The organism is Pseudobutyrivibrio sp. C4, from assembly GCF_900111635.1.
In the GTDB taxonomy this organism is placed as follows: domain Bacteria; phylum Bacillota; class Clostridia; order Lachnospirales; family Lachnospiraceae; genus Pseudobutyrivibrio; species Pseudobutyrivibrio ruminis.
The window spans coordinates 1-18,762 of the sequence record NZ_FOHF01000003.1; the positions used below are offsets into that span (position 1 = coordinate 1).

Annotated in this window: 18 protein-coding genes and 2 tRNA genes; 15 read left to right on the forward strand and 5 right to left on the reverse strand. The window is 38.3% G+C overall.

Features of this window, described 5'->3' with window-relative positions; all coding sequences use genetic code 11:
• The first annotated feature begins 1 nt into the window (after position 1).
• Both BMY66_RS06475 and BMY66_RS06480 read left to right on the forward strand, forming a co-directional pair.
• A tRNA-Met gene (locus BMY66_RS06475) sits at positions 2–75 on the forward strand.
• 11 nt (positions 76–86) lie between these two features.
• A tRNA-Arg gene (locus BMY66_RS06480) sits at positions 87–160 on the forward strand.
• 38 nt (positions 161–198) lie between these two features.
• Here BMY66_RS06480 and BMY66_RS06485 read toward each other — a convergent pair.
• A complete protein-coding gene (locus BMY66_RS06485; RefSeq protein ID WP_044938450.1) occupies positions 199–537 on the reverse strand; it encodes a hypothetical protein in 339 nt (112 codons plus the stop codon).
• A 235-nt stretch (positions 538–772) separates the two neighbouring features.
• Positions 773–1,408, reverse strand: a complete 636-nt coding sequence (locus BMY66_RS06490; protein WP_177175602.1) for an SOS response-associated peptidase — start codon at positions 1,406–1,408, stop codon at positions 773–775.
• A 242-nt stretch (positions 1,409–1,650) separates the two neighbouring features.
• Here BMY66_RS06490 and BMY66_RS06495 point away from each other — a divergent pair, with 242 nt between their 5' ends.
• Positions 1,651–2,115, forward strand: a complete 465-nt coding sequence (locus BMY66_RS06495) for a cysteine hydrolase family protein (RefSeq protein WP_090394598.1) — start codon at positions 1,651–1,653, stop codon at positions 2,113–2,115.
• Positions 2,116–2,121: 6 nt separating this feature from the next.
• Here the strand turns inward: BMY66_RS06495 and BMY66_RS06500 are convergent, their stop codons facing one another.
• Positions 2,122–2,943: a helix-turn-helix domain-containing protein gene (locus BMY66_RS06500; protein ID WP_090394599.1), complete on the reverse strand. Its 822-nt coding sequence runs from the start codon at positions 2,941–2,943 to the stop codon at positions 2,122–2,124.
• Positions 2,944–3,080: 137 nt separating this feature from the next.
• Between BMY66_RS06500 and BMY66_RS06505 the strand changes: the two genes are divergently transcribed.
• Complete coding sequence (locus BMY66_RS06505; protein ID WP_090394600.1) at positions 3,081–4,769, forward strand: carboxylesterase family protein; 1,689 nt, start codon at positions 3,081–3,083, stop codon at positions 4,767–4,769.
• A 38-nt stretch (positions 4,770–4,807) separates the two neighbouring features.
• Here BMY66_RS06505 and fliB read toward each other — a convergent pair whose 3' ends face one another.
• Positions 4,808–5,818 carry a flagellin lysine-N-methylase gene (gene fliB, locus BMY66_RS06510; protein WP_090394601.1) on the reverse strand — a complete coding sequence of 337 codons (1,011 nt, stop codon included), beginning with the start codon at positions 5,816–5,818 and terminating at the stop codon, positions 4,808–4,810.
• A 129-nt stretch (positions 5,819–5,947) separates the two neighbouring features.
• Here fliB and BMY66_RS06515 point away from each other — a divergent pair, with 129 nt between their 5' ends.
• On the forward strand, positions 5,948–6,619 hold the full coding sequence (locus BMY66_RS06515; RefSeq protein ID WP_177175603.1) for a histidine phosphatase family protein: 672 nt from the start codon (positions 5,948–5,950) through the stop codon (positions 6,617–6,619).
• A 12-nt stretch (positions 6,620–6,631) separates the two neighbouring features.
• Here BMY66_RS06515 and BMY66_RS06520 read toward each other — a convergent pair whose 3' ends face one another.
• Entirely contained in the window at positions 6,632–8,383 is a 1,752-nt protein-coding gene (locus BMY66_RS06520) for a sensor domain-containing diguanylate cyclase (RefSeq protein WP_090394603.1), read from the reverse strand.
• Between the two features lie 173 nt (positions 8,384–8,556).
• Between BMY66_RS06520 and BMY66_RS06525 the strand changes: the two genes are divergently transcribed.
• The 10 genes from BMY66_RS06525 (at position 8,557) to hslO (ending at position 18,739) form a co-directional block, all read left to right on the forward strand.
• Positions 8,557–9,651 (forward strand): FIST signal transduction protein, encoded by a 1,095-nt coding sequence (locus BMY66_RS06525; protein WP_044938428.1) that lies wholly within the window; start codon positions 8,557–8,559, stop codon positions 9,649–9,651.
• A gap of 18 nt (positions 9,652–9,669) precedes the next feature.
• Positions 9,670–10,632: a methyl-accepting chemotaxis protein gene (locus BMY66_RS06530; RefSeq protein WP_044938424.1), complete on the forward strand. Its 963-nt coding sequence runs from the start codon at positions 9,670–9,672 to the stop codon at positions 10,630–10,632.
• Positions 10,633–10,726: 94 nt separating this feature from the next.
• A complete protein-coding gene (locus tag BMY66_RS06535) occupies positions 10,727–10,903 on the forward strand; it encodes a DUF4250 domain-containing protein (RefSeq protein ID WP_033151501.1) in 177 nt (58 codons plus the stop codon).
• A gap of 16 nt (positions 10,904–10,919) precedes the next feature.
• Complete coding sequence (locus BMY66_RS06540) at positions 10,920–12,101, forward strand: CapA family protein (RefSeq protein ID WP_090394604.1); 1,182 nt, start codon at positions 10,920–10,922, stop codon at positions 12,099–12,101.
• A 124-nt stretch (positions 12,102–12,225) separates the two neighbouring features.
• On the forward strand, positions 12,226–13,209 hold the full coding sequence (pta, locus tag BMY66_RS06545) for a phosphate acetyltransferase (protein WP_090394605.1): 984 nt from the start codon (positions 12,226–12,228) through the stop codon (positions 13,207–13,209).
• Between the two features lie 65 nt (positions 13,210–13,274).
• Entirely contained in the window at positions 13,275–15,041 is a 1,767-nt protein-coding gene (gene recJ / locus BMY66_RS06550; protein ID WP_090394606.1) for a single-stranded-DNA-specific exonuclease RecJ, read from the forward strand.
• A gap of 77 nt (positions 15,042–15,118) precedes the next feature.
• Positions 15,119–16,063: an alpha/beta fold hydrolase gene (locus BMY66_RS06555; RefSeq protein ID WP_090394607.1), complete on the forward strand. Its 945-nt coding sequence runs from the start codon at positions 15,119–15,121 to the stop codon at positions 16,061–16,063.
• A gap of 141 nt (positions 16,064–16,204) precedes the next feature.
• Entirely contained in the window at positions 16,205–17,125 is a 921-nt protein-coding gene (locus BMY66_RS06560) for a DUF6709 family protein (RefSeq protein WP_242942686.1), read from the forward strand.
• Positions 17,126–17,129: 4 nt separating this feature from the next.
• Entirely contained in the window at positions 17,130–17,873 is a 744-nt protein-coding gene (locus BMY66_RS06565) for a class I SAM-dependent DNA methyltransferase (protein WP_090394609.1), read from the forward strand.
• A complete protein-coding gene (hslO, locus tag BMY66_RS06570) occupies positions 17,870–18,739 on the forward strand; it encodes an Hsp33 family molecular chaperone HslO (RefSeq protein ID WP_074792194.1) in 870 nt (289 codons plus the stop codon). The genes BMY66_RS06565 and hslO overlap by 4 nt, the downstream gene beginning before the upstream one ends.
• The last annotated feature ends 23 nt before the right edge of the window (positions 18,740–18,762 follow it).

Genomic DNA, 18,762 nt, shown 5'->3' on the forward strand with positions numbered 1-18,762 from the left:
TGGCGAGATAGCTCAGTTGGCTAGAGCACGCGGTTCATACCCGCGGTGTCGAGGGTTCGAATCCCCCTCTCGCTACTTTTTATTATGTGTGTGTAGCTCAGCTGGATAGAGCACTTGGCTACGGACCAAGGTGTCGGGAGTTCGAATCTTCTCACGCACGCTAAAAAAGACTTTGGAATTATCCAAAGTCTTTTTATTTTAACTATTAGCTGTAAGCAATTCTTCTATTTTCATATTTCTATCGTCGATGTAGATGTCACAAGTTATTTTTCTACTGTTATTTCCGTATAGCTCAACTATTTCTGGAAGGTTATCATTGATTGCATCAAAAATAAGGCCGTGCTTTTTACACCAGTCAGTAGCATCTTCAAGAGGCTTGCCAGCGCGACAGGTCCAAAGAATGATTTTGCTTCCGGATGCTTTTTGTTTTTTTAGGTATTGTATTAGCGGTAGATTTGGCTTGCCTAGATTAGGCCAATCACTGAAACATAGTGTATTATCGAAATCTACTGCAATGATTTGATTTGCAAGTTCCATAGGCTTTCTCTCCATGTTTGTATTTGTATATGAGATTATGCAGCCATGTATTCTAAATAATCGTCCTCTGTAGCAAATAACTCGTATTCGCCATCAACATATCCCATATATCCTGCGTCAATAATGTATCCTTTCATAAAAACACCTCCGTATAAGTTGCTATTTACTGTATTAACTGTGTATATAGTAACTTATGATGGTGTCCATATTTACTCCCACCAAAGAGAGGATAAGTCTAATAACGGCTTAATAGTATTTTCTCTGCAACAACATCTGATAATGCATAAGGAATTAATTCTTCAGGACTTGAGGAAGGATTTATCCATTCATCAACTTTATCTTCAGGTAGCATTAAGGGCATTCTGTCATGTATTTGCTTAAGATTTTCTGTTGGTTCTTTTGTAAGAATAACGAATACTGGATATCCATTTTCAATATTATATAAACCACAAAGCCAGGTAATAGTAGAACCATTTGGCTGTATTGCGTATTTGTCTCCAGTTTTGACTCGACCATCTGGGCTTCTAAAATGTTCCCATTCAAAATAGTATGATGCTGGAATAATACATCTGTGAGTTCGCCAGGCTTCTTTGAAAGTGGGCTTTATGCTGGCAGTTTCGTAGCGAGCATTGAAGATTGATCGTTTATTATCTCTGCCGATGAACCCCCATTGCATTGGAAAGACACTTCGCGCTCCCTTTGAATTAGGAGCTATAACGGGAACAATATCAGTTGGACGTACTTCGCCGTCAGTGATAAGTGGCTTGGCATGGGTATCGATAAACTTTGTTGTGAGAGAAGAACGCTCTGCTATTTCAATAATATCTTTTAATCCTGTAAGGCTTTTTTCTAAAGCATATCTTGTACACATAATAATTCTCCATTTATCGAACATAATTTCCGAAAATATGTTTGCTTTTTGTAATCAGATGATACACCCTAAAGAAGTGTTTTTCAATCCCGAACATTAATGAAATTTTTATGAAAAAACAGAACAAAAATTAGTTATAACTAACCTCGGGGAGGGACTTAATTAAGCCCCATTTTATTAAAGCACTATGATATACTTTTGATAGTAGATATGTAGGGAGAAATGCTTAATGTAGGTGGTTTATGAAAATATTACTTGTTATTGATGTACAACAACGATATTTAAAGAACTATAAGCCAGATTTGGTTGAGAGGGTAAATAATAGAATAGCTGAGGCAATAAAAAAAGATATTCCTGTAGTTTATGTTAGAAATACAGGAAGAAGTGGCAATGATGACAATTTTGATTTAGCCGAAAGCCTCTTAATTGAATCAGATTGCGTATTTAAGAAGAGATTGCCTAGCGCCTTTTCTAATGCAGATTTTGAGCCCTTTCTTAACAAGATGAATGTTGATACTATAAATGTTGTTGGAGTTGATGGAAGATGCTGTGTATCTAGAACAGTGATGGATGCATTAGATAGGGGATATGGAGTGCATCTTCTTATGGATGCAATAGAAGCTCATAATGATAAATTCTATTATACGGAATTAAAGACCATGGAACAAAATGGAGCTGTGGCGCATATGAAATTAGAAAAAATGTAGCGTCTATCAATAGATAGGCGCTATTGTTTGTACATGAAGAAATTCACCATCAGGTTCATGAGTGGTACACAGACGTTTCTGGAAGAATTCTCCTTTATGCTTAATATTTTTTTCTTTCATGATTGTCAGAGGTAGTGACAAGTCCCAAACGTTTTCACAGAGCTTGCCCTCATCGTCGTACTCTGTAGGAATGCTATATTCATAGACAAAACATTTGCAGTTTCCAACTGGGATTATTGTTTGCTTATCGTCATTTGTAAGCTGTTCTGTTAAATCGGGCTGGATAGCGCCCCACATTCTTTCAAATTTTCCAGGTTCTAATTGGTATGCTGAAGAATCCTGCATCTTCACGTATTGTGTGGCATTCATACTAAAGTTGTCTTTCCAAATAGCAGAATCTCTTCCTTGTTTTCGTTTATCAAAATCAATAAATGTAAAATAGGACAATGGTAATTCTTCTATGCGCCAGCTTTCTTTATTTTTAATTCTATCTAGAGCAGAAGTGGTGTCATCAATTTGATTCATTAAAAACAGTAAATTAATGATTTCTTCGCGTTTGGCTTGAAGAGCATTTTTATAGACATCAAGACGTTCTTCAAGACTTGATGTATCAATAATTGATTTTGCATCCTCCAGTGATATCCCCATGTTATTTAACTGTTGTAGCTCAATAAAATGGATGATTTGAAAATCAGCGTAATATCTGTAGGCTCTGTCATCCTTCCATATAGGTTTTATTAAATTCTTTTTATCGTAGAACTTGAGATATTCAGGGGATACCCCTACCATTTTGGCGTATTCACCAATAGACATAAATGATTTTGACATAACATTAAAACCTCTCCTTTAGCCATTATATAGGCAGAATTAACAAATATCAACGACCATATTTTTCCTTGCTCGGTAGTAACTACCGGCCAATATAATCAAGGAAAATCATAATTTATCAAAGGAGAAGGATGAATATGAAGAGAAAGATTTTTTTAGCATTAGCTCTAGTTTTAGCGCTAGGAGCAACAGGGTTTTCAAGCATTAATGTTTATGCAGCTACGAACGTTTCTGTGGAAAACCAGACCGCAACAGCTAGTTTAGTAAAAAACACACAGTTTGGAGCAGTGGAAGGAACAAGTAAAGATAATTGTAATGTATGGTATTCGATTCCATACGCAGCTGCACCTACAGGAGATTTGCGCTGGGAAGAGCCAAAGGATCCAGCAGCTTGGACAGATGTATTAGATTGCACCTCTGTAGGCAATAAAGCAATTCAGGCAGGAACAGATTATGCAACAGGTGAGACAGTTGTATCTGGCTCTGAAGATTGCTTGAACTTAGATGTATATGCACCAAATAATGCAAAGGATTTGCCAGTGCTTGTATACATTCACGGTGGAAATAATCAGACCGGAAGTTCATCAGAAATTGAGGGATCACAGATTGTTGTAGATGAGAACTGCATTTATGTATCTCTAAATTACAGACTTGGAATATTAGGATTTAACGCACTTCCAGCATTCCAGACTGATGCAGATTCTACAGGAAATTACGCAATGCTTGATATTGCAAAAGCTCTAGATTGGGTTCGTGCAAATATCGAACAGTTTGGAGGAGACCCAAACAACATTACTGTATCAGGATTTTCAGCTGGTGGACGTGATGTTATGGCCATGCTCATCAGTCCTGTCTTTGAAGGCAAATTTGATAAAGCAGTAGTATATTCAGGTGGTATGACAGTTGCAGACGAAGATGCAAGTGCAGATAGAATCGCAGAGGCAGTTGCTCCACTTGTTGTAGAAGATGGCTTAGCATCAAATGAGGAGCTGGCAAAGGCGTGGTTACTATCTAGTGACCCAGCGGTAGTTACATATATGAAGTCTGTTGATGCAGATCGTTTGTGTCAACTTATGTCAAATGCAGGAATAAGAATGAGCGTGTTCCCTCATCTTTATACAGACGATGTAGTTATTCCTTCTGAAGGTTTTGATACTACTGAATACAATAGTGTACCAATCCTTATGTTAACAGGAGAAACAGAGTTTAGCTTATTCTCAGCTTTTGATGGATATTTCTATAGTCCAGATGTGATGGCATTAGATTCTCAAACACAGGATTTAGCAAAGTCATTTGCAATTGAGTATGGTTCTGAAATGTACAGAATATTTAATGCACAGTGTTCAGCACAAAAGATGTATGCAAATTATGATAACAATATTTATATTTGTCAGGTTAGATATGGTAGTGATGACAGTGCAACCCAAATCCCAATGATGGGATCATTCCATGGAATCTTTGTCCCAATGCTTACAGACAATCATTCATATGGAAGTTTTGCAAATTTTGATAATGCAGGATATCAGAATATGGCAACAGTATTCGATAGCTATCTGAGCAACTTCCTAGTATCAGGAAATCCAAATGGTGATTCACTTGCTACATGGAATAATTGGACACCAGCAAATCCTGTATCATTAGTACTAGATGCTGATGATTCGAATGCTATTGTCACTGTAGAAAACACAACTTCATCTTACAAGCAGATAATTGGTCAGATGGAAGCAGACAACAGTATTTCAGATGATGTTAAGAATCTTATGATTAATCATGTAATGAATGGAAGATGGTTCTCTGATGTATTGGATGAGACATATAAAGATTAAGTAGAAAAAAGGAACTCTCATTGGAGAGTTCCTTTTTTTTAATCCAATTCCTGTTCAAAGTATGATATTAACGTATTTACGTTAGTGTCGGAGTGCTCAACTTCTCTAGAATATAGATATATGTTTTGGGCTAAGTCCATATTAGGATGTGCAGCTTGAATCATCATAATCCAATGAGTGCTCATTATGGCAATCATAGCTCTGGCATAAATCTGTCCATCATATACAGCGCCGCAGAAGTAATTAAATAGAAGAGAAATTAGTATCTTTTCAAAAACAAAGGTTGCATCCTCTGAGCATGGTTTTGCGGGATTGTTATTCCAATAGGATATCGTTTCACTAATAGTTTCATGCCATGATTCTTCTAACACTTCTAATTCAAGGAGGGTGCTGAGTCCACTCATGGCATATTCTAATGAAATGTTGGACTTATCTTCATAGGAGATGTTATCCATCTCAAAGATTTCACCTTCATCGTAGAGATTCTGCAAGGCAAATGCAGAACTTCTAATGCGTTCCAATCGTTCTGAAAAAGGAAGAGAGCTATCTTTTGCAAGTTCCATCATTTTATCTCTAGCATATTCCAACTTGTCAAAGAGCAGGAAGTCAAAGTCTTCAAATTCTTCTGGCTCGTCGAAAATATCATCCTCAGTCTCCTCAAATGAAAAAGTATAGTCAGGGGCTATAAGCATTCTAACTGCCTCAGGACATGAAAGAGATAGTGAATATTCGCGGATGTCCTGAAATTCTTCAACATGACGAGGATACTTGCGGCAGGTGTTGCAAAGATAGCTTTCCCCTAAAGTAGATTGCAAATCACAAAGACCTGTTTCATTAAGCATGCTACAACGAGTGTTGCTTTGAAGGAATGAGCCTTCTTCATAATTAATAGAAGATTTTAATCTATGTCCAAAGTCTCCAGATGTGGTAGCGTATTTATCAAGACTATCCTCATCAATCATGATTTGCCAACCGATACAGCAGCTTTTGGGACATTTATCGGCAATGCATTTGAAGTTATCAAAATCTTTTTGTTTTCTGTAAATCATAAAAATACCTCTAATATAAATCTTTACCATGGTATCACGTATAGGAATGAGTTGCTAGTCATTGCATCAATCTGTAACATGGACTATTATGTCATGAGAATAAAATAGCAGATAAAAGAGGACAGGATTTTGAGAATATTATTAGTACGACATGGACAGACAGATTTAAATGCACAAAAAAGATTGCAGGGAAGTTCGGAAATACCCCTTAATGAAAGAGGGCGTCAGCAGGCAAGAGAGACACATGAACTAGTGAAAAGTCTTGGCCTTATTCCAACAAAACTAATAACCAGTCCGCTTGGAAGAGCAATTGAGACAGGCTGTATAGTAGCTGGAATTGATATTAGTGACTATCAGGAAAATGAAATAACTAAGGACAATAAGCCTGATGATGTGGTAATTGAGCCAGATTTAATAGAAATGTCTTTTGGAATATATGAACAGAAAAATATGGAACAGGAAAATCCGGAATTTCTTGTTGAATGTTTCGATAAACCTGAAACTTATAATCCTCCTGAGGGTGGAGAAAGCTATGACGAGGTTATAGCAAGAGCGGGACGTGTGGTAGAAAAGATTAGAAGTGCTGTAAAGACTGGTCAGTTTAATGATGATGACATTGTTATGCTAGTCAGCCATGGAGCACTTAGCCATGCTATTTTTGAGACTATTAAAAAGACTCCACGAAGCCAGTATTGGGATGTGGATTTCAACAACTGCGCCATAGCAGAATTGTTTATAAGTGAAGATGGCACAAAAGACAATTACCAGTTTATCTCAGATGGATTTGAGAAAAACTGGTAATTGATAATCTTATTATTCAGAGAAGACAACCTTGTTGCGGCCTGTTTCTTTGGCCTCATACAAGGCTTTGTCAACTTTGGCAAAGGATTCAATCTTATCCATATCCTTGCTTATTAGGCAAACGCCGATGCTTATAGTTACCTGATTAACAGGACTAAAATCTGTCACCGATACGCTTATGCGGATACGCTCTGCCACATTAATAGCAGTTTCTTTATCGCAATTTGGAAGAAGACACATAAATTCTTCTCCACCCCAACGTGCAAAAAACGCATTATCTGGAAGTCTTTCCTTTATTGTATTTACAACTCCTGTAATTACTTGATCTCCTACGTCATGACCATATGTATCATTCACACGCTTGAAGTGATCAATATCAAACATAATCATAGCGATGGTGTCTAAGGCTGAAATATTGTGAATTAGCTCATCATAATAATAGTCAAGAGCTGCTCGATTATAGATTTTTGTAAGCTGATCATGACTAGCCATATTTGCAAGAAGGTTTATATTCTCATTTAAATCCTCTGTTGTTGATTCCAGGAATGAAATAAGTCGATCTCTTAAATCTATAACCTCAGGCTCAGCTTGTAATCGTGGGTCGGTAATAGGAGAGGTATCTGCGACTGGTTTGTTACCTTCCTTTATACCTACAGCAACCAGCGAACCGTTTAACAAGCCATCCCCTTGATCATCATAAAGAAGCTCTCCGTATCCACATGACCAAGTTACATTAGGATTAACCTGTTTAAAGTATGAAAATTCTCTTTCAGCTAGTTCATCCCCCATAAGAGTTCTACGGCTCATGCATGCATAAATTAATATTGCATCAGGATTAAACTCCTTCATCTTATTAGCGCAGGTCAAGGATTCATCCAAAAGATAATTCGCTTTTGCATAGGCTAAGCTGAACTTTGTTCCCTCTGGTATTTCAATTCCAAACTGAAGAGAGGTTACTGTGTGCTTTAATGCAACACGGGCAACCAGCTTATTGTTATGCTTGAAAATAAAAGGAAATGCTGCTGTATTCTCGAAAAAGTATTCATTAATAGGAACCCCTAAATACTTATTATATACAGTGACAGCAGGCTTATCATTTATTTTGTAAACCTTTCCATCAGATGAGCTTTCTGTAACAGTAAAGGTGTTTCCTAAAGGTTTCCAGCCAAGATTATAGTGGGTGGTTATCTCCAGAGTAGGTCCGTGAAATACCACAATTACCATACCTCTTTCATATACGTTGTTGTTATGGAAAACCAAAGACTCGTCTGATTTTAAAGTTGAAGTGCCAGCCAAAGCACCAAACAAAGGAATATTAGGATACTTCGCTGATACTACATCTATAAAATCCTGAGGAGTCAGTGTAATATCTGAGCCCATCATTAGAATACCTTTTACATCTTTGATGTTTTCCAGTTCCTTACATAATTCAATACCTACTTCTCTAGGAGTTAGTTTATGGCAGTCATAAGAGAAGGCTGTATAATCGTTTTCTTCAAATAAAAGAACGGATACAACCGGAAATTTTGCGGCATGAGTATCATGGGTCATAGCACAATGAGAAGTCATACCAATGATTGTTATTTCTGGAAGTGCAATATGAGCATACTCCAGTCCATTTTTTATATAATCAATATCGCCGCTAGGCTCTACAGCTTGAAAAAGAACTTTTTTGTGTGGCGTTTCTTCAATAAAGTTAAGCAGCTGTAGGGCAACATCATCCATTTCATCAGCTTTGTCAAATACAATAGTTCGTTGCTTCATATTGCCTCCTAAAACGATATGTCAATATTGTCACTTTGGGACATAACGTGACAGTATTAGTATATTGAAAAAAAAACAACATTTCATGGAAATTGTGTGAACATACTCGAAAATAGAAAAAATTTGTGATACAGTTAGGTTGCTGGGGAATATATTGTCAGAAAGGGGTAATTATGCAAATATCAATTGGTACATCAATGAAGGCTGATGTCAATTCAGCCGTAGCCGAAGTAATTGGAAAGGCTAATAATCCTAAATTATTAATTTTATTATGCGCATACGAGCATTTGAAGGACGCTTCGGAACAGATTGCTAATAAGTTCCCTGGTGTTGATTTAATCGGCACAAGTACAACGTCTTATTATGAATCAGAATCATCAGATAAGCGAATGGTTTTGATTTCGTTTGGTGCAGATGCAGAGGTTGAAGTAGGAATCTTGCGAAATCTATCGAAGGCACCTCTTCAGGATATTGCATCAATGGAACAAAAAGTTTCTAAGATTGGGGCAGGAGATGGCAACACAGTTTGCATTGAGTTCTGTACTAATGATGAGGAACGTTTGGTTTCATCTATGAATGTGGCTTTAGAGAAAGCTAACATTCCTATTGTTGGTGGTACAATTTTTGGATACCCAGCAGATGCAACAGGATATGCAATGCTTAACGGTGTTCTTTATCCAGATGCATGTTGTTATGCTTTAATTAAAAATAAAACAGGAAAGATTAGAACATATTCTGAGCTAATTTTCAGACCTATAGAAGGGGCAAATACACATATTGCAACAAAGGTTAACCTGGCGAAGAAGGAACTTATTTCTTTGGATGGTAGACCTGCAGCTGATGTGTATTGTGAGGATGCTGGCGTTAGTAGAAGCGAGTTAGTAGACAATGTTTTGGTTAGTCCGCTTGGTCGTGTAATCGGTGATGAAATCTTCATCAGTAGCCCTTATGCGATTGGTGAGAACGGTTCATTGATTAATTACAAAAAAATCAATGAAAATGATACCATTCAGATAATGGAACTGATGGATTACGACGAGATTGGTGCAGAAACAAGACGACAAATCAAAGAAGAGAATAAGAAAATCTCATTTGTATTCTCTGTAAATTGTATCTATCGTCATCTACTCTACACTCAGAGGAATTATCTAACCGAATATTTGACAGCCATGAAGGGCGTTGGCCCACATGTTGGAATCATCGGTGGTGGTGAGCAGTACAAGAAACAACATGTAAATCAGACAATGGTATGTGCAGTATTTGAGTAGGGTAGATAGGAGGACGATATGGGACTTTTTGGTAAGAAGAAAGTAGTTGAGCAGGAAGTTGCAACAACTACGCCAGCAAGTGAGAAAGCTGTTAATTTAAAAGATAAAATGCATGCCTTAAAAGAGGTTGGTAGATTCTCGATTGAGCAAAAGAATATGCTTCAGAGAGAAGAGGCAAATACTATTCAGGGTATTGAGACAATCAGAGATTCTTTCTCAGTTGTTGAGGAAAAGTATGGTAACATTTCTGATTCAGTTGCCAGATTCCAGGATCAATTCAAAACAATTGAGGAGATTACACAAGCCTTTGATGAAATCGTAAAGAAGCTTGAAATTACAGCTGACGATTCTCATGAAGGTATGGAAAATGTAGATAGAAGCTCTAGTGCAGTTTCAGATACAATCGCAGAGGTTGAGGAAGTGTTTGAAGCATTCCAGAAGAGCTTTGATGACATTCGTGAAAAGGTTGAACAGATTGGTGGCTTTGCAAAGCAGACAAATCTTTTGGCCCTTAACGCTTCAATCGAAGCTGCACGTGCAGGCGAGGCAGGCCGAGGATTTGCCGTTGTTGCTGATGAAGTAACAAATCTTTCTACTGAAATCCAAAGCGTTGTAACATCTATCTTTGATAGTATGAAAGAACTTGATGAGAATAATAACCGCTTGGTTGAATCAGTTGATCATACAAAGGATGCTATCAGTGCTTCGCATGAGAGAGTAGTTGAAACTCAGGAAGTTGTTGGAAAGATTAAGGACGTTGCAGATGAAGTAACAGGCCAGAGTGCTCAGATGGCAGATGTATTTAAGAACTGCGAATCATCAATCAATGAAATCTCTGACAACATTGACGACTCTCAGAGATACTTCGATACAGTTTCAGACGACATCGAAGATATCAAAGTTAAGATTACTAAGAAGGGATTTATGTTTGAGGATATGAATAATGTTCTTGAGCAGATTGCTCCTCTTACTGAACTTTAATTGAAAAGATTTATCACGAGTGGGACCGGCTTTTTGCTGGTCCCTATTTAATGTGGTAGAATACTACAGAATAACAGTTTAGAGGAGACGCAAAATGAATTTTCCAAAAGATCCAGTGATGCTTCTTTCTGTAGTAAATACTGCATTAAGAGATTATTATTCAAGCTTTGATGCATTGGTGGAGGATAATGAAATTGATGGTGATGAAATAATTGCAAAGCTTGCAATGATTGATTATCACTACGACGCTGAAAAGAACAAATTCAGATAATAGAGAGAATAAGCTTATGAAAAAATTTTTTGCAGGATTAATTAAAACAGTACTAGTACTGGTAATAATCGGTGCTGGTATGTGGTATGCATTCGGTGAAAATGGGCCATTTAATGAGCAGGCAAAAGCCTTTGCCAAAGAGCAGGGAATGGAAGATGAGCTTCAGTGGCTAATAGGTGAGACGGAAACCACTGAGGATGAGCCTATTGCCACGGAGGCAGAAGATACTGAGGAAACAACAGAGGCAGAATCTACACCAGAGGATTTGACCACATCAATAGTATTTACTGGTGATGTAGAGCTCAGCGAATATGTTCAGTCAAATTATGATAGTCAGGGAATTGATGGTGTTGCATCAGCTGAGATACAGTCACTTTTAAATGACGCCACATTTACCATGATTAACAATGAATTTTGCTATTCGGAGCGAGGACAGCAGGCTCCAGATAAGCAATACACATTTAGAGTAAATCCTACTTATGTGACAATTCTTAATGACTTAGGTGTAGATATAGCAGGGCTTGCAAATAATCATGTACTTGATTATGGTCAGGATGCACTGACAGACACCTTTACAACACTTTCTGATGCCGGTATTGAATATACAGGTGCTGGAAACAGTCTTGAAGAGGCTAGTAAACTTATTGTTAAAACAGATGCGAAAGGCAGAACTTACGGCTTTTTAGCAGCCAGCCATGTGATACCAGTAGGAAGCTGGAACGTTCTAAACTCACAGCCAGGAGAATTCTGCTTCTATGATGAGACAGATTTATTGAATGCTATTTCAGAGGCAGACAGTCAGGTGGATTATCTATTCGTAATGGTTCACTGGGGCGTGGAGCACACAACTGAGCTTGAAGATTACCAGACCAATGATGGCTACAAAATGATTGATGCTGGCGCAGATGCTGTAATAGGCATGCACAGTCACTGCTTGCAGCCAGTTGAGTACTACAATGGTAAGCCTATTTTCTATAGCTTGGGTAACTTCATTTTTAACCAGACAATCAAGTCAGGTGGAGGTGGTGCAGTTCAATTTAAAATTGATGAGAATGATGCTATTAGCTACAGAATAGTACCAATTAGCGCCTCAAATGCAGTGACTTCAATAGACGAATCAGGCTATTCATATGTTGAAAGTATTTCTAGCAATGTAGCTGTTGATGAGAATGGATTTATATCAGAAAAAATACAATAAAGTACAAAATCGAGAACAATAAAAAAAGCCATCCATTTTTCACAAAAAAGGTGTACACTAGCTATGGTTTGTAGTAACTAATTAAATTTTAAATAAATAGTTAAAGAAAGAAGAGGAATTAAAAATGGCAGGATTTGGAGCATTAATTGACATCCTTAAAAAGGATCCTAAGAAAATCGTATTTACAGAAGGTACAGACCCACGTATTATTGAGGCTTCTAGCCGTCTTCTTGGTTCAGATTTCCTTCAGCCAATTCTTATTGGTAAGGAAACAGAGGTTGCAGCAGCTGCAGAAGATGCTGGTTTCAACATCCGTGGAGCAGTTATCATTGATCCAGATAACTATGACAGATTTGATGAGATGTGCGAGCTTTTCTGTGAGCTTAGAAAGAGCAAGGGCGTTACAATGGAGCAGGCAGCTGCTACATGTAAGCAGGCAAACTACTTCGGTACTATGCTTGTAAAGATGGGCGTTGCAGATGCACTTCTTGGTGGCGCTACATACTCAACAGCTGATACAGTACGTCCAGCACTTCAGGTTATTAAGACAAAGCCAGGTAACAGCATCGTATCATCATGCTTCATCATGGTACGTAACTCTGCTACAGGTGATAGAGAAGTTCTTGCTATGGGTGATTGCGCAATCAACATAAAGCCAAACGCTGATGAGCTTGCAGAAATCGCTGGCGAGACAGCAGCATGTGCAAAGATCTTCGGTATCGATCCAAAGATTGCTATGCTTTCATACTCAACACTTGGTTCTGGAAAGGGCGAGGATGTTGATAAGATGCGTGAAGCTACAGCAAAGGCTAAGGAGAAGTATCCTGAGCTTGACATCGAAGGCGAGCTTCAGTTTGATGCAGCAGTTTCACCACGTGTTGCAAAGACAAAGTGCCCAGGCTCTACAGTAGCTGGTCATGCAAACACATTTATCTTCCCAGATATCAATGCTGGTAACATCGGATACAAGATTGCACAGCGTCTTGGTGGTTTCGATGCTTATGGCCCAATCCTTCTTGGACTTAACGCACCAATCAACGACTTATCTCGTGGATGCAATGCACAGGAAGTATATTCAATGGCTATTATTACTGCCGCTCTTGCTTAATATTTATAGAACGACTAAATTCCGCGACGGAAGTCGCGGAATTTTTTTAACGGAGAGAAATTGTTATGAGTAGATGGATTCTACAAAGAAAAGCTGCAGACTATGCAGGCTTAAGTTCGAAATTAAATGTGGACCCTGTTATTGTGCGCCTTATGGTAAATCGCGGTCTTAAAACATATGAGGAGATGAATGAGTATCTTCATCCTACGTTAAATAATTTCCCTGACCCTCATCTTTTTGCTGATATGGATAATGCTTGCGAACTACTTCTTGAAGCTATTGATGAAGGAGTAAAGATTCGCGTTGTAGGTGATTATGATGTAGATGGCATCATGTCTACATACATTCTGACCAGGGCTATCCAGGAGGCAGGGGGAGATGTAGACTATGCAGTACCTGACCGAATGATTGATGGATATGGCATAAATCCAGATATGGTTCAAAAAGCGTATGATGAAGGTGTTAGATTCATCATTACTTGTGATAATGGTATTGCAGCAGCTCCAGCAGTCAATTTGGCGAAAGAACTAGGCATGACAGTTGTTGTAACGGATCATCATGAGGTGCCATTCGAATTGGCAGATGATGGAGTTACTAGAAAGCAAATTCTTCCTAATGCAGATGCTGTGGTCGATCCTAAGCGAGAGGATTGCCAGTATCCATTTAAAGGAATCTGTGGAGCACAGGTAGCATGGAAGCTTGTAGAAGTTCTTTACGAGTTCATTGGAATTGAAAAAGAAGAATCTGATAAGTTTCTTCAGTTTGCCAGTATTGCTACGGTTTGCGATGTTATGGAATTAAAGGGTGAAAATCGCTCCACTGTATATCACGGAATCAAGGCAATTGAAACTACTGACAACATCGGCTTAAGCGCTCTTATTGCTAGAACAGAGCTTTCAGGAAAACCATTGAGCTGCTATCATCTTGGGTTTGTAATTGGGCCATGCCTTAATGCCAGCGGCCGTTTGGATACTGCAGCTAAAGCAATAGAGCTTTTGATGGAGGAAAATCAGGCAAAAGCACTTGCAATGGCAAATGAGTTGGTGGAACTTAATGCGGAACGAAAGGCAATGACACAAACCGGTATTGATAAAGCTAGAGAGCTTATCGAAACTACCGACATTGTAAATGATAGAGTTCTAGTAGTGTACATTCCTGAGCTTCACGAAAGCTTGGCTGGTATCGTGGCAGGACGTATTAGAGAAAGCTACAGCAAGCCTGTACTTGTGATTACAGATGCTGAGGATGGAGCAAAGGGAAGTGGCCGTTCAATTCCGGCTTACAATATGTTTGAGGAGCTTACAGCGGTTAAGGATGTGTTTACAAAGTTTGGTGGACATCCAATGGCAGCAGGTGTCAGCCTTCCAATAGAAAAAATAGATGAGCTTCGCCAAAGACTTAATGCAAACTGCAAATTGACAGATGATGATATGCAGGAAATTATTAATATTGATTGCGATATGCCTCTAGGATACATCACTGAGGAGCTTGTAGATTCAATAGACTTACTTGCTCCATTTGGTACAGGTAATACAAAGCCATTGTTTGCGTTGAAAAATATACCTATAACCAGGGCGGCTTATATTGGTAAGGAAGGTCAGTATTTACGCTTATCATTACTTACAGAAAAAGGCCAAAATATAACAGCTCTTATGTTTAGAAATGTTCCTGAATTCGAAAACGCTGTTATCCAAAAATATGGAGATTCCAGCTGGCAAGGACTCTTTTCAGGAAGAAATACAGGCGTTAAAATGGATATTGTATACGAGCCATCTATTAATGAATTTAGAGGCCAGCGCAGTGTACAAATTATGATTGAACAGTTTCAATAGATTGCGTGTGATTTATTGAATCTCGCTGTTAAATCATTTAGAATCAATATAAATGCAAATATAAGGGGGATATATTTATGGGAAAACAGGAGACTTATACATTTGTTTCAAAGGATGGACATTCTGTAATACATTGTAGAAAGTGGCTTCCAGACAGAGAGCCAGTAGCTGTTTTACAGCTTGTTCACGGCATGGTTGAATATATTGAAAGATATGATGAATTCGCTACATTCCTTGCATCAAAGGGATACGTCGTTGTAGGTCATGATCACATTGGTCATGGTCAGTCTGTTACAAAGGATGAAGAGCTTGGTATCATGACAGGCAAGCATCCTGCTGACGATATGGTAGAGGATATTTATACACACTATGCAAAGACCAAAAAGGAATATCCTAATCTTCCTTATTTCATTTTAGGACATTCTATGGGCTCATATATGCTTCGTAAGTTCTTATCTGATAAAACTGCTTATTTGGAAGAGCTTACTGGTGCTGTTATTATGGGTACAGGTCAGGAATCTGCAGGCACATGTAATGGCGGTCTTGCTGTTATTGCTGTTCTTTCACTTTTAAAAGGCAAAAATTACCGAAGCACATTTGTAAGAGATATGACATATTCTGCACCTTACAAGCAGTATGATTGCTACGGAAATGATTATGCTAATTCATGGCTTTCTAAAAACATTCAGAGCGTTGAAAAGTACTACCATGATAAATATTGTACATTCACATTCTCTTTGAATGCATATAAGGGCTTAGTAGAAGCTACAAAATATGTTGGAACAAAGGCTTGTGTAGAAAAGATGCGCAAGACTTTACCACTTTTAGTTGTATCCGGAGACGAGGATCCAGTTGGAAATATGGGCAAAGGTACAACAGCTGCAGCAGATGCTTTTAAAGCTGCAGGCATAAAGGATGTTACTCTGAAATTATACAGGGGTGACAGACACGAAATATTAAACGAGCTTGATAGAGAGCAGGTTTACGAAGATATCTATCAGTGGCTTGAAGCACACAAATAAAGGTAAAATGGAGTAGTTATGGATTCTTTGGAGCATTTAATAACAAGGTCAATAAAGACATATTATAAAAGTAAGCTATATGCTCCTATTGTCTTTTTGGTGATTCTTATTGCGGTAACATTTATTTTCCCAATAGGACATTTGCTTTTTCCAAGGACACACAGCGAGGATTCAATCAGCTTATACGAAATGTATAACGATGGTGAAAACTACGCCAAATTTGATTTAAAGAACTTATATTTTACAGGATATACCAGCAAATGGCTGGATAGAACCAGAGGCTACTATTATTACACTATGATTAATTCTGAGTGTGTTATAGTGCTTCTGGATCCTGATACTTGTGAGCAGGGCTCACCTACTATTGAAGAACTTACCATAAAAGGTGAAATCCTTTATGATTCTGAGGCAGCCAGAAACCTTTTAGCAAATTTGGCTAGTGATTTGAATTGGAGCGAGGAGGGCATTCTTTCTACAGTTTCTACATACACTATTTCAGAGCCAGATGCTACAGGACCTTCGGCAGAGGCCTTCCAGTTTTTCTATACGATTTTTGGTCTATACAGTGTTGCATCAATCATAGTATACAGTTTGTATATTGCATTTCCGGTGTTGTCTTTGCCAGTTCAGAAAACAAGAGCTTACGGCAAGCCAGCAGAAATACTTGAGGAAGCTGAGGAAGAGCTTGCTACATTACCACAGCTTGCAACAGAGGATATGTTTATTACAGAGCATTATTTTATTGAAACAAGTAGCTATGGTGTTGCCATTGTTCCAATTGATGCTATAATTTGGATTTACAAGTATTCAACAATGCACAAGTTTTTATGGCATCATTTCTCTATTACTTATACATTGCACATTACTGCAGGAAAGAGACACTATATCAAGTGTCCAAAGAATATCAAAAGTGATATTGACGGTATTATGGACTATTTGGCTGAGGCCAACCATGATATACTTGTGGGATTCTCGGAGGAGAATCGTCTCAAGGTTGAAGAAATTCAAAATGATTTTGATGTTATCAGAAAGATAACAAGCTTTTTATCTAAGAGGGTATAACAGGATGGAAGCTTATACAGGCTTTGCCACAGTCTACGATAGATATATGGACAATATTCCATATGATGATTGGGCACATAATATAAAAGTACTATTTGAAAAATATAATATGCCAATGGAAATCGTATGCGATTTGGGCTGTGGTACAGGACAGATGACAAGACGCCTTAAGGAAATGGGCTACGATATGATTGGTATCGATGTCTCCTACGATATGCTTATGGAGGCTATGAGTCAGGAGGATTCCGATGGAATCCTTTATCTATGTCAGGATATGCGTTCCTTTGAATTATACGGAACAGTAGGAGCGGTAATCAGCCTTTGCGACAGCATGAATTATCTGGCTGATACAGATGAATTGCTTCAGGTTTGCAAACTGGCAAATAATTATCTTGATCCTAAAGGGCTTTTTATATTTGATATGAAAACAGACAGCTACTATAAAAAGCTAGGAACTGGTACGATTGCGGAAAACCGCGAAGAAGGAAGCTTCATTTGGGAAAATGAATACAATCCTGACACCAGAGACAATTATTATTACCTGACCATTTATGAAGAAAATGAAGAGGGCACTTTTGACAGATTCGAGGAAGAACATATGCAGCATGCGTTTACCGTCGATGAAGTGAAGGCTGCCATTAAAGAAAGTGGCTTAGAACTTCTTCAGGTGCTTGATGTTTCCACAATGGAAGCACCTACAGAAGATAGTGATAGATTGTATTTTATAGCAAGAGAGGTTACAAAATGAAAGACTATATAGTTAGAGCAACAGCAGCAAATGACGCAGTTAGAGCATTTGCAATTACAAGTAAGGATTTAGTTGAAGAGGCAAGAACTCGTCACAATACATCTCCAATCGTTACAGCAGCCCTTGGAAGAATGCTTTCTGCAGGCTCTATGATGGGTGTTATGCTTAAAGGCGAGGATGATTTGGTTACACTTCAGATTCAAGGAAGTGGTCCAATGAAGGGAATCACAGTTACATCCAACAGCAAGGGTGAGGTTAAGGGATTTCCTAATGTATCAGTAGTTGATTTGCCACCTAAGAATGGAAAGCTTGATGTAGGCGGAGCAATCGACCTTGGTATTATGAGGGTTATCAAGGATATGGGCCTCAAGGAGCCATATGTTGGTACTGTTGAGCTTCAGACTGGTGAAATTGCAGAGGACCTTACATACTATTATGCAGTTTCAGAGCAGATCCCATCATCAGTAGGACTTGGCGTTCTTATGAATAAGGACAATACAGTAAATTGTGCAGGTGGATTTATTGTTCAGCTTATGCCTTTTACTCCAGAGGAAGTTATTACTCAGCTTGAGGAGAATTTAAAGACTCTTCCTTCAGTTACAGATATGCTTTCAAGTGGTAAGACACCAGAGGAGATGCTCCAGATTGTTCTTGCAGGATTAGATGTTGAGATTAAGGAAACATATCCAGCAGCATACAAGTGCGATTGTTCAAGAGATAGAGTTGTAAAAAGTCTTGCATCACTTGGCAAGGAAGATATGGACGAAATCATTGCAGATGGCAAGCCAGTAGAGGTTAAGTGTCAGTTCTGTAATGAGGCATATGAGTTTACAATTGACGAGCTCAAGAGCTTTAGGAGGAATTAGTCAAATAATTGCGCCCTATTAGA

Coding starts and splice junctions, on each gene's coding strand:
- pta (WP_090394605.1), top strand. CDS start 12,226: ATGGCAGGATTTGGAGCATTAATTGACATCCTTAAAAAGGATCCTAAG.
- fliB (WP_090394601.1), bottom strand. CDS start 5,818: ATGATTTACAGAAAACAAAAAGATTTTGATAACTTCAAATGCATTGCC.
- BMY66_RS06555 (WP_090394607.1), top strand. CDS start 15,119: ATGGGAAAACAGGAGACTTATACATTTGTTTCAAAGGATGGACATTCT.
- hslO (WP_074792194.1), top strand. CDS start 17,870: ATGAAAGACTATATAGTTAGAGCAACAGCAGCAAATGACGCAGTTAGA.
- BMY66_RS06505 (WP_090394600.1), top strand. CDS start 3,081: ATGAAGAGAAAGATTTTTTTAGCATTAGCTCTAGTTTTAGCGCTAGGA.
- BMY66_RS06535 (WP_033151501.1), top strand. CDS start 10,727: ATGAATTTTCCAAAAGATCCAGTGATGCTTCTTTCTGTAGTAAATACT.
- recJ (WP_090394606.1), top strand. CDS start 13,275: ATGAGTAGATGGATTCTACAAAGAAAAGCTGCAGACTATGCAGGCTTA.
- BMY66_RS06490 (WP_177175602.1), bottom strand. CDS start 1,408: ATGTGTACAAGATATGCTTTAGAAAAAAGCCTTACAGGATTAAAAGAT.
- BMY66_RS06495 (WP_090394598.1), top strand. CDS start 1,651: ATGAAAATATTACTTGTTATTGATGTACAACAACGATATTTAAAGAAC.
- BMY66_RS06540 (WP_090394604.1), top strand. CDS start 10,920: ATGAAAAAATTTTTTGCAGGATTAATTAAAACAGTACTAGTACTGGTA.
- BMY66_RS06500 (WP_090394599.1), bottom strand. CDS start 2,943: ATGTCAAAATCATTTATGTCTATTGGTGAATACGCCAAAATGGTAGGG.
- BMY66_RS06530 (WP_044938424.1), top strand. CDS start 9,670: ATGGGACTTTTTGGTAAGAAGAAAGTAGTTGAGCAGGAAGTTGCAACA.
- BMY66_RS06565 (WP_090394609.1), top strand. CDS start 17,130: ATGGAAGCTTATACAGGCTTTGCCACAGTCTACGATAGATATATGGAC.
- BMY66_RS06525 (WP_044938428.1), top strand. CDS start 8,557: ATGCAAATATCAATTGGTACATCAATGAAGGCTGATGTCAATTCAGCC.
- BMY66_RS06520 (WP_090394603.1), bottom strand. CDS start 8,383: ATGAAGCAACGAACTATTGTATTTGACAAAGCTGATGAAATGGATGAT.
- BMY66_RS06485 (WP_044938450.1), bottom strand. CDS start 537: ATGGAACTTGCAAATCAAATCATTGCAGTAGATTTCGATAATACACTA.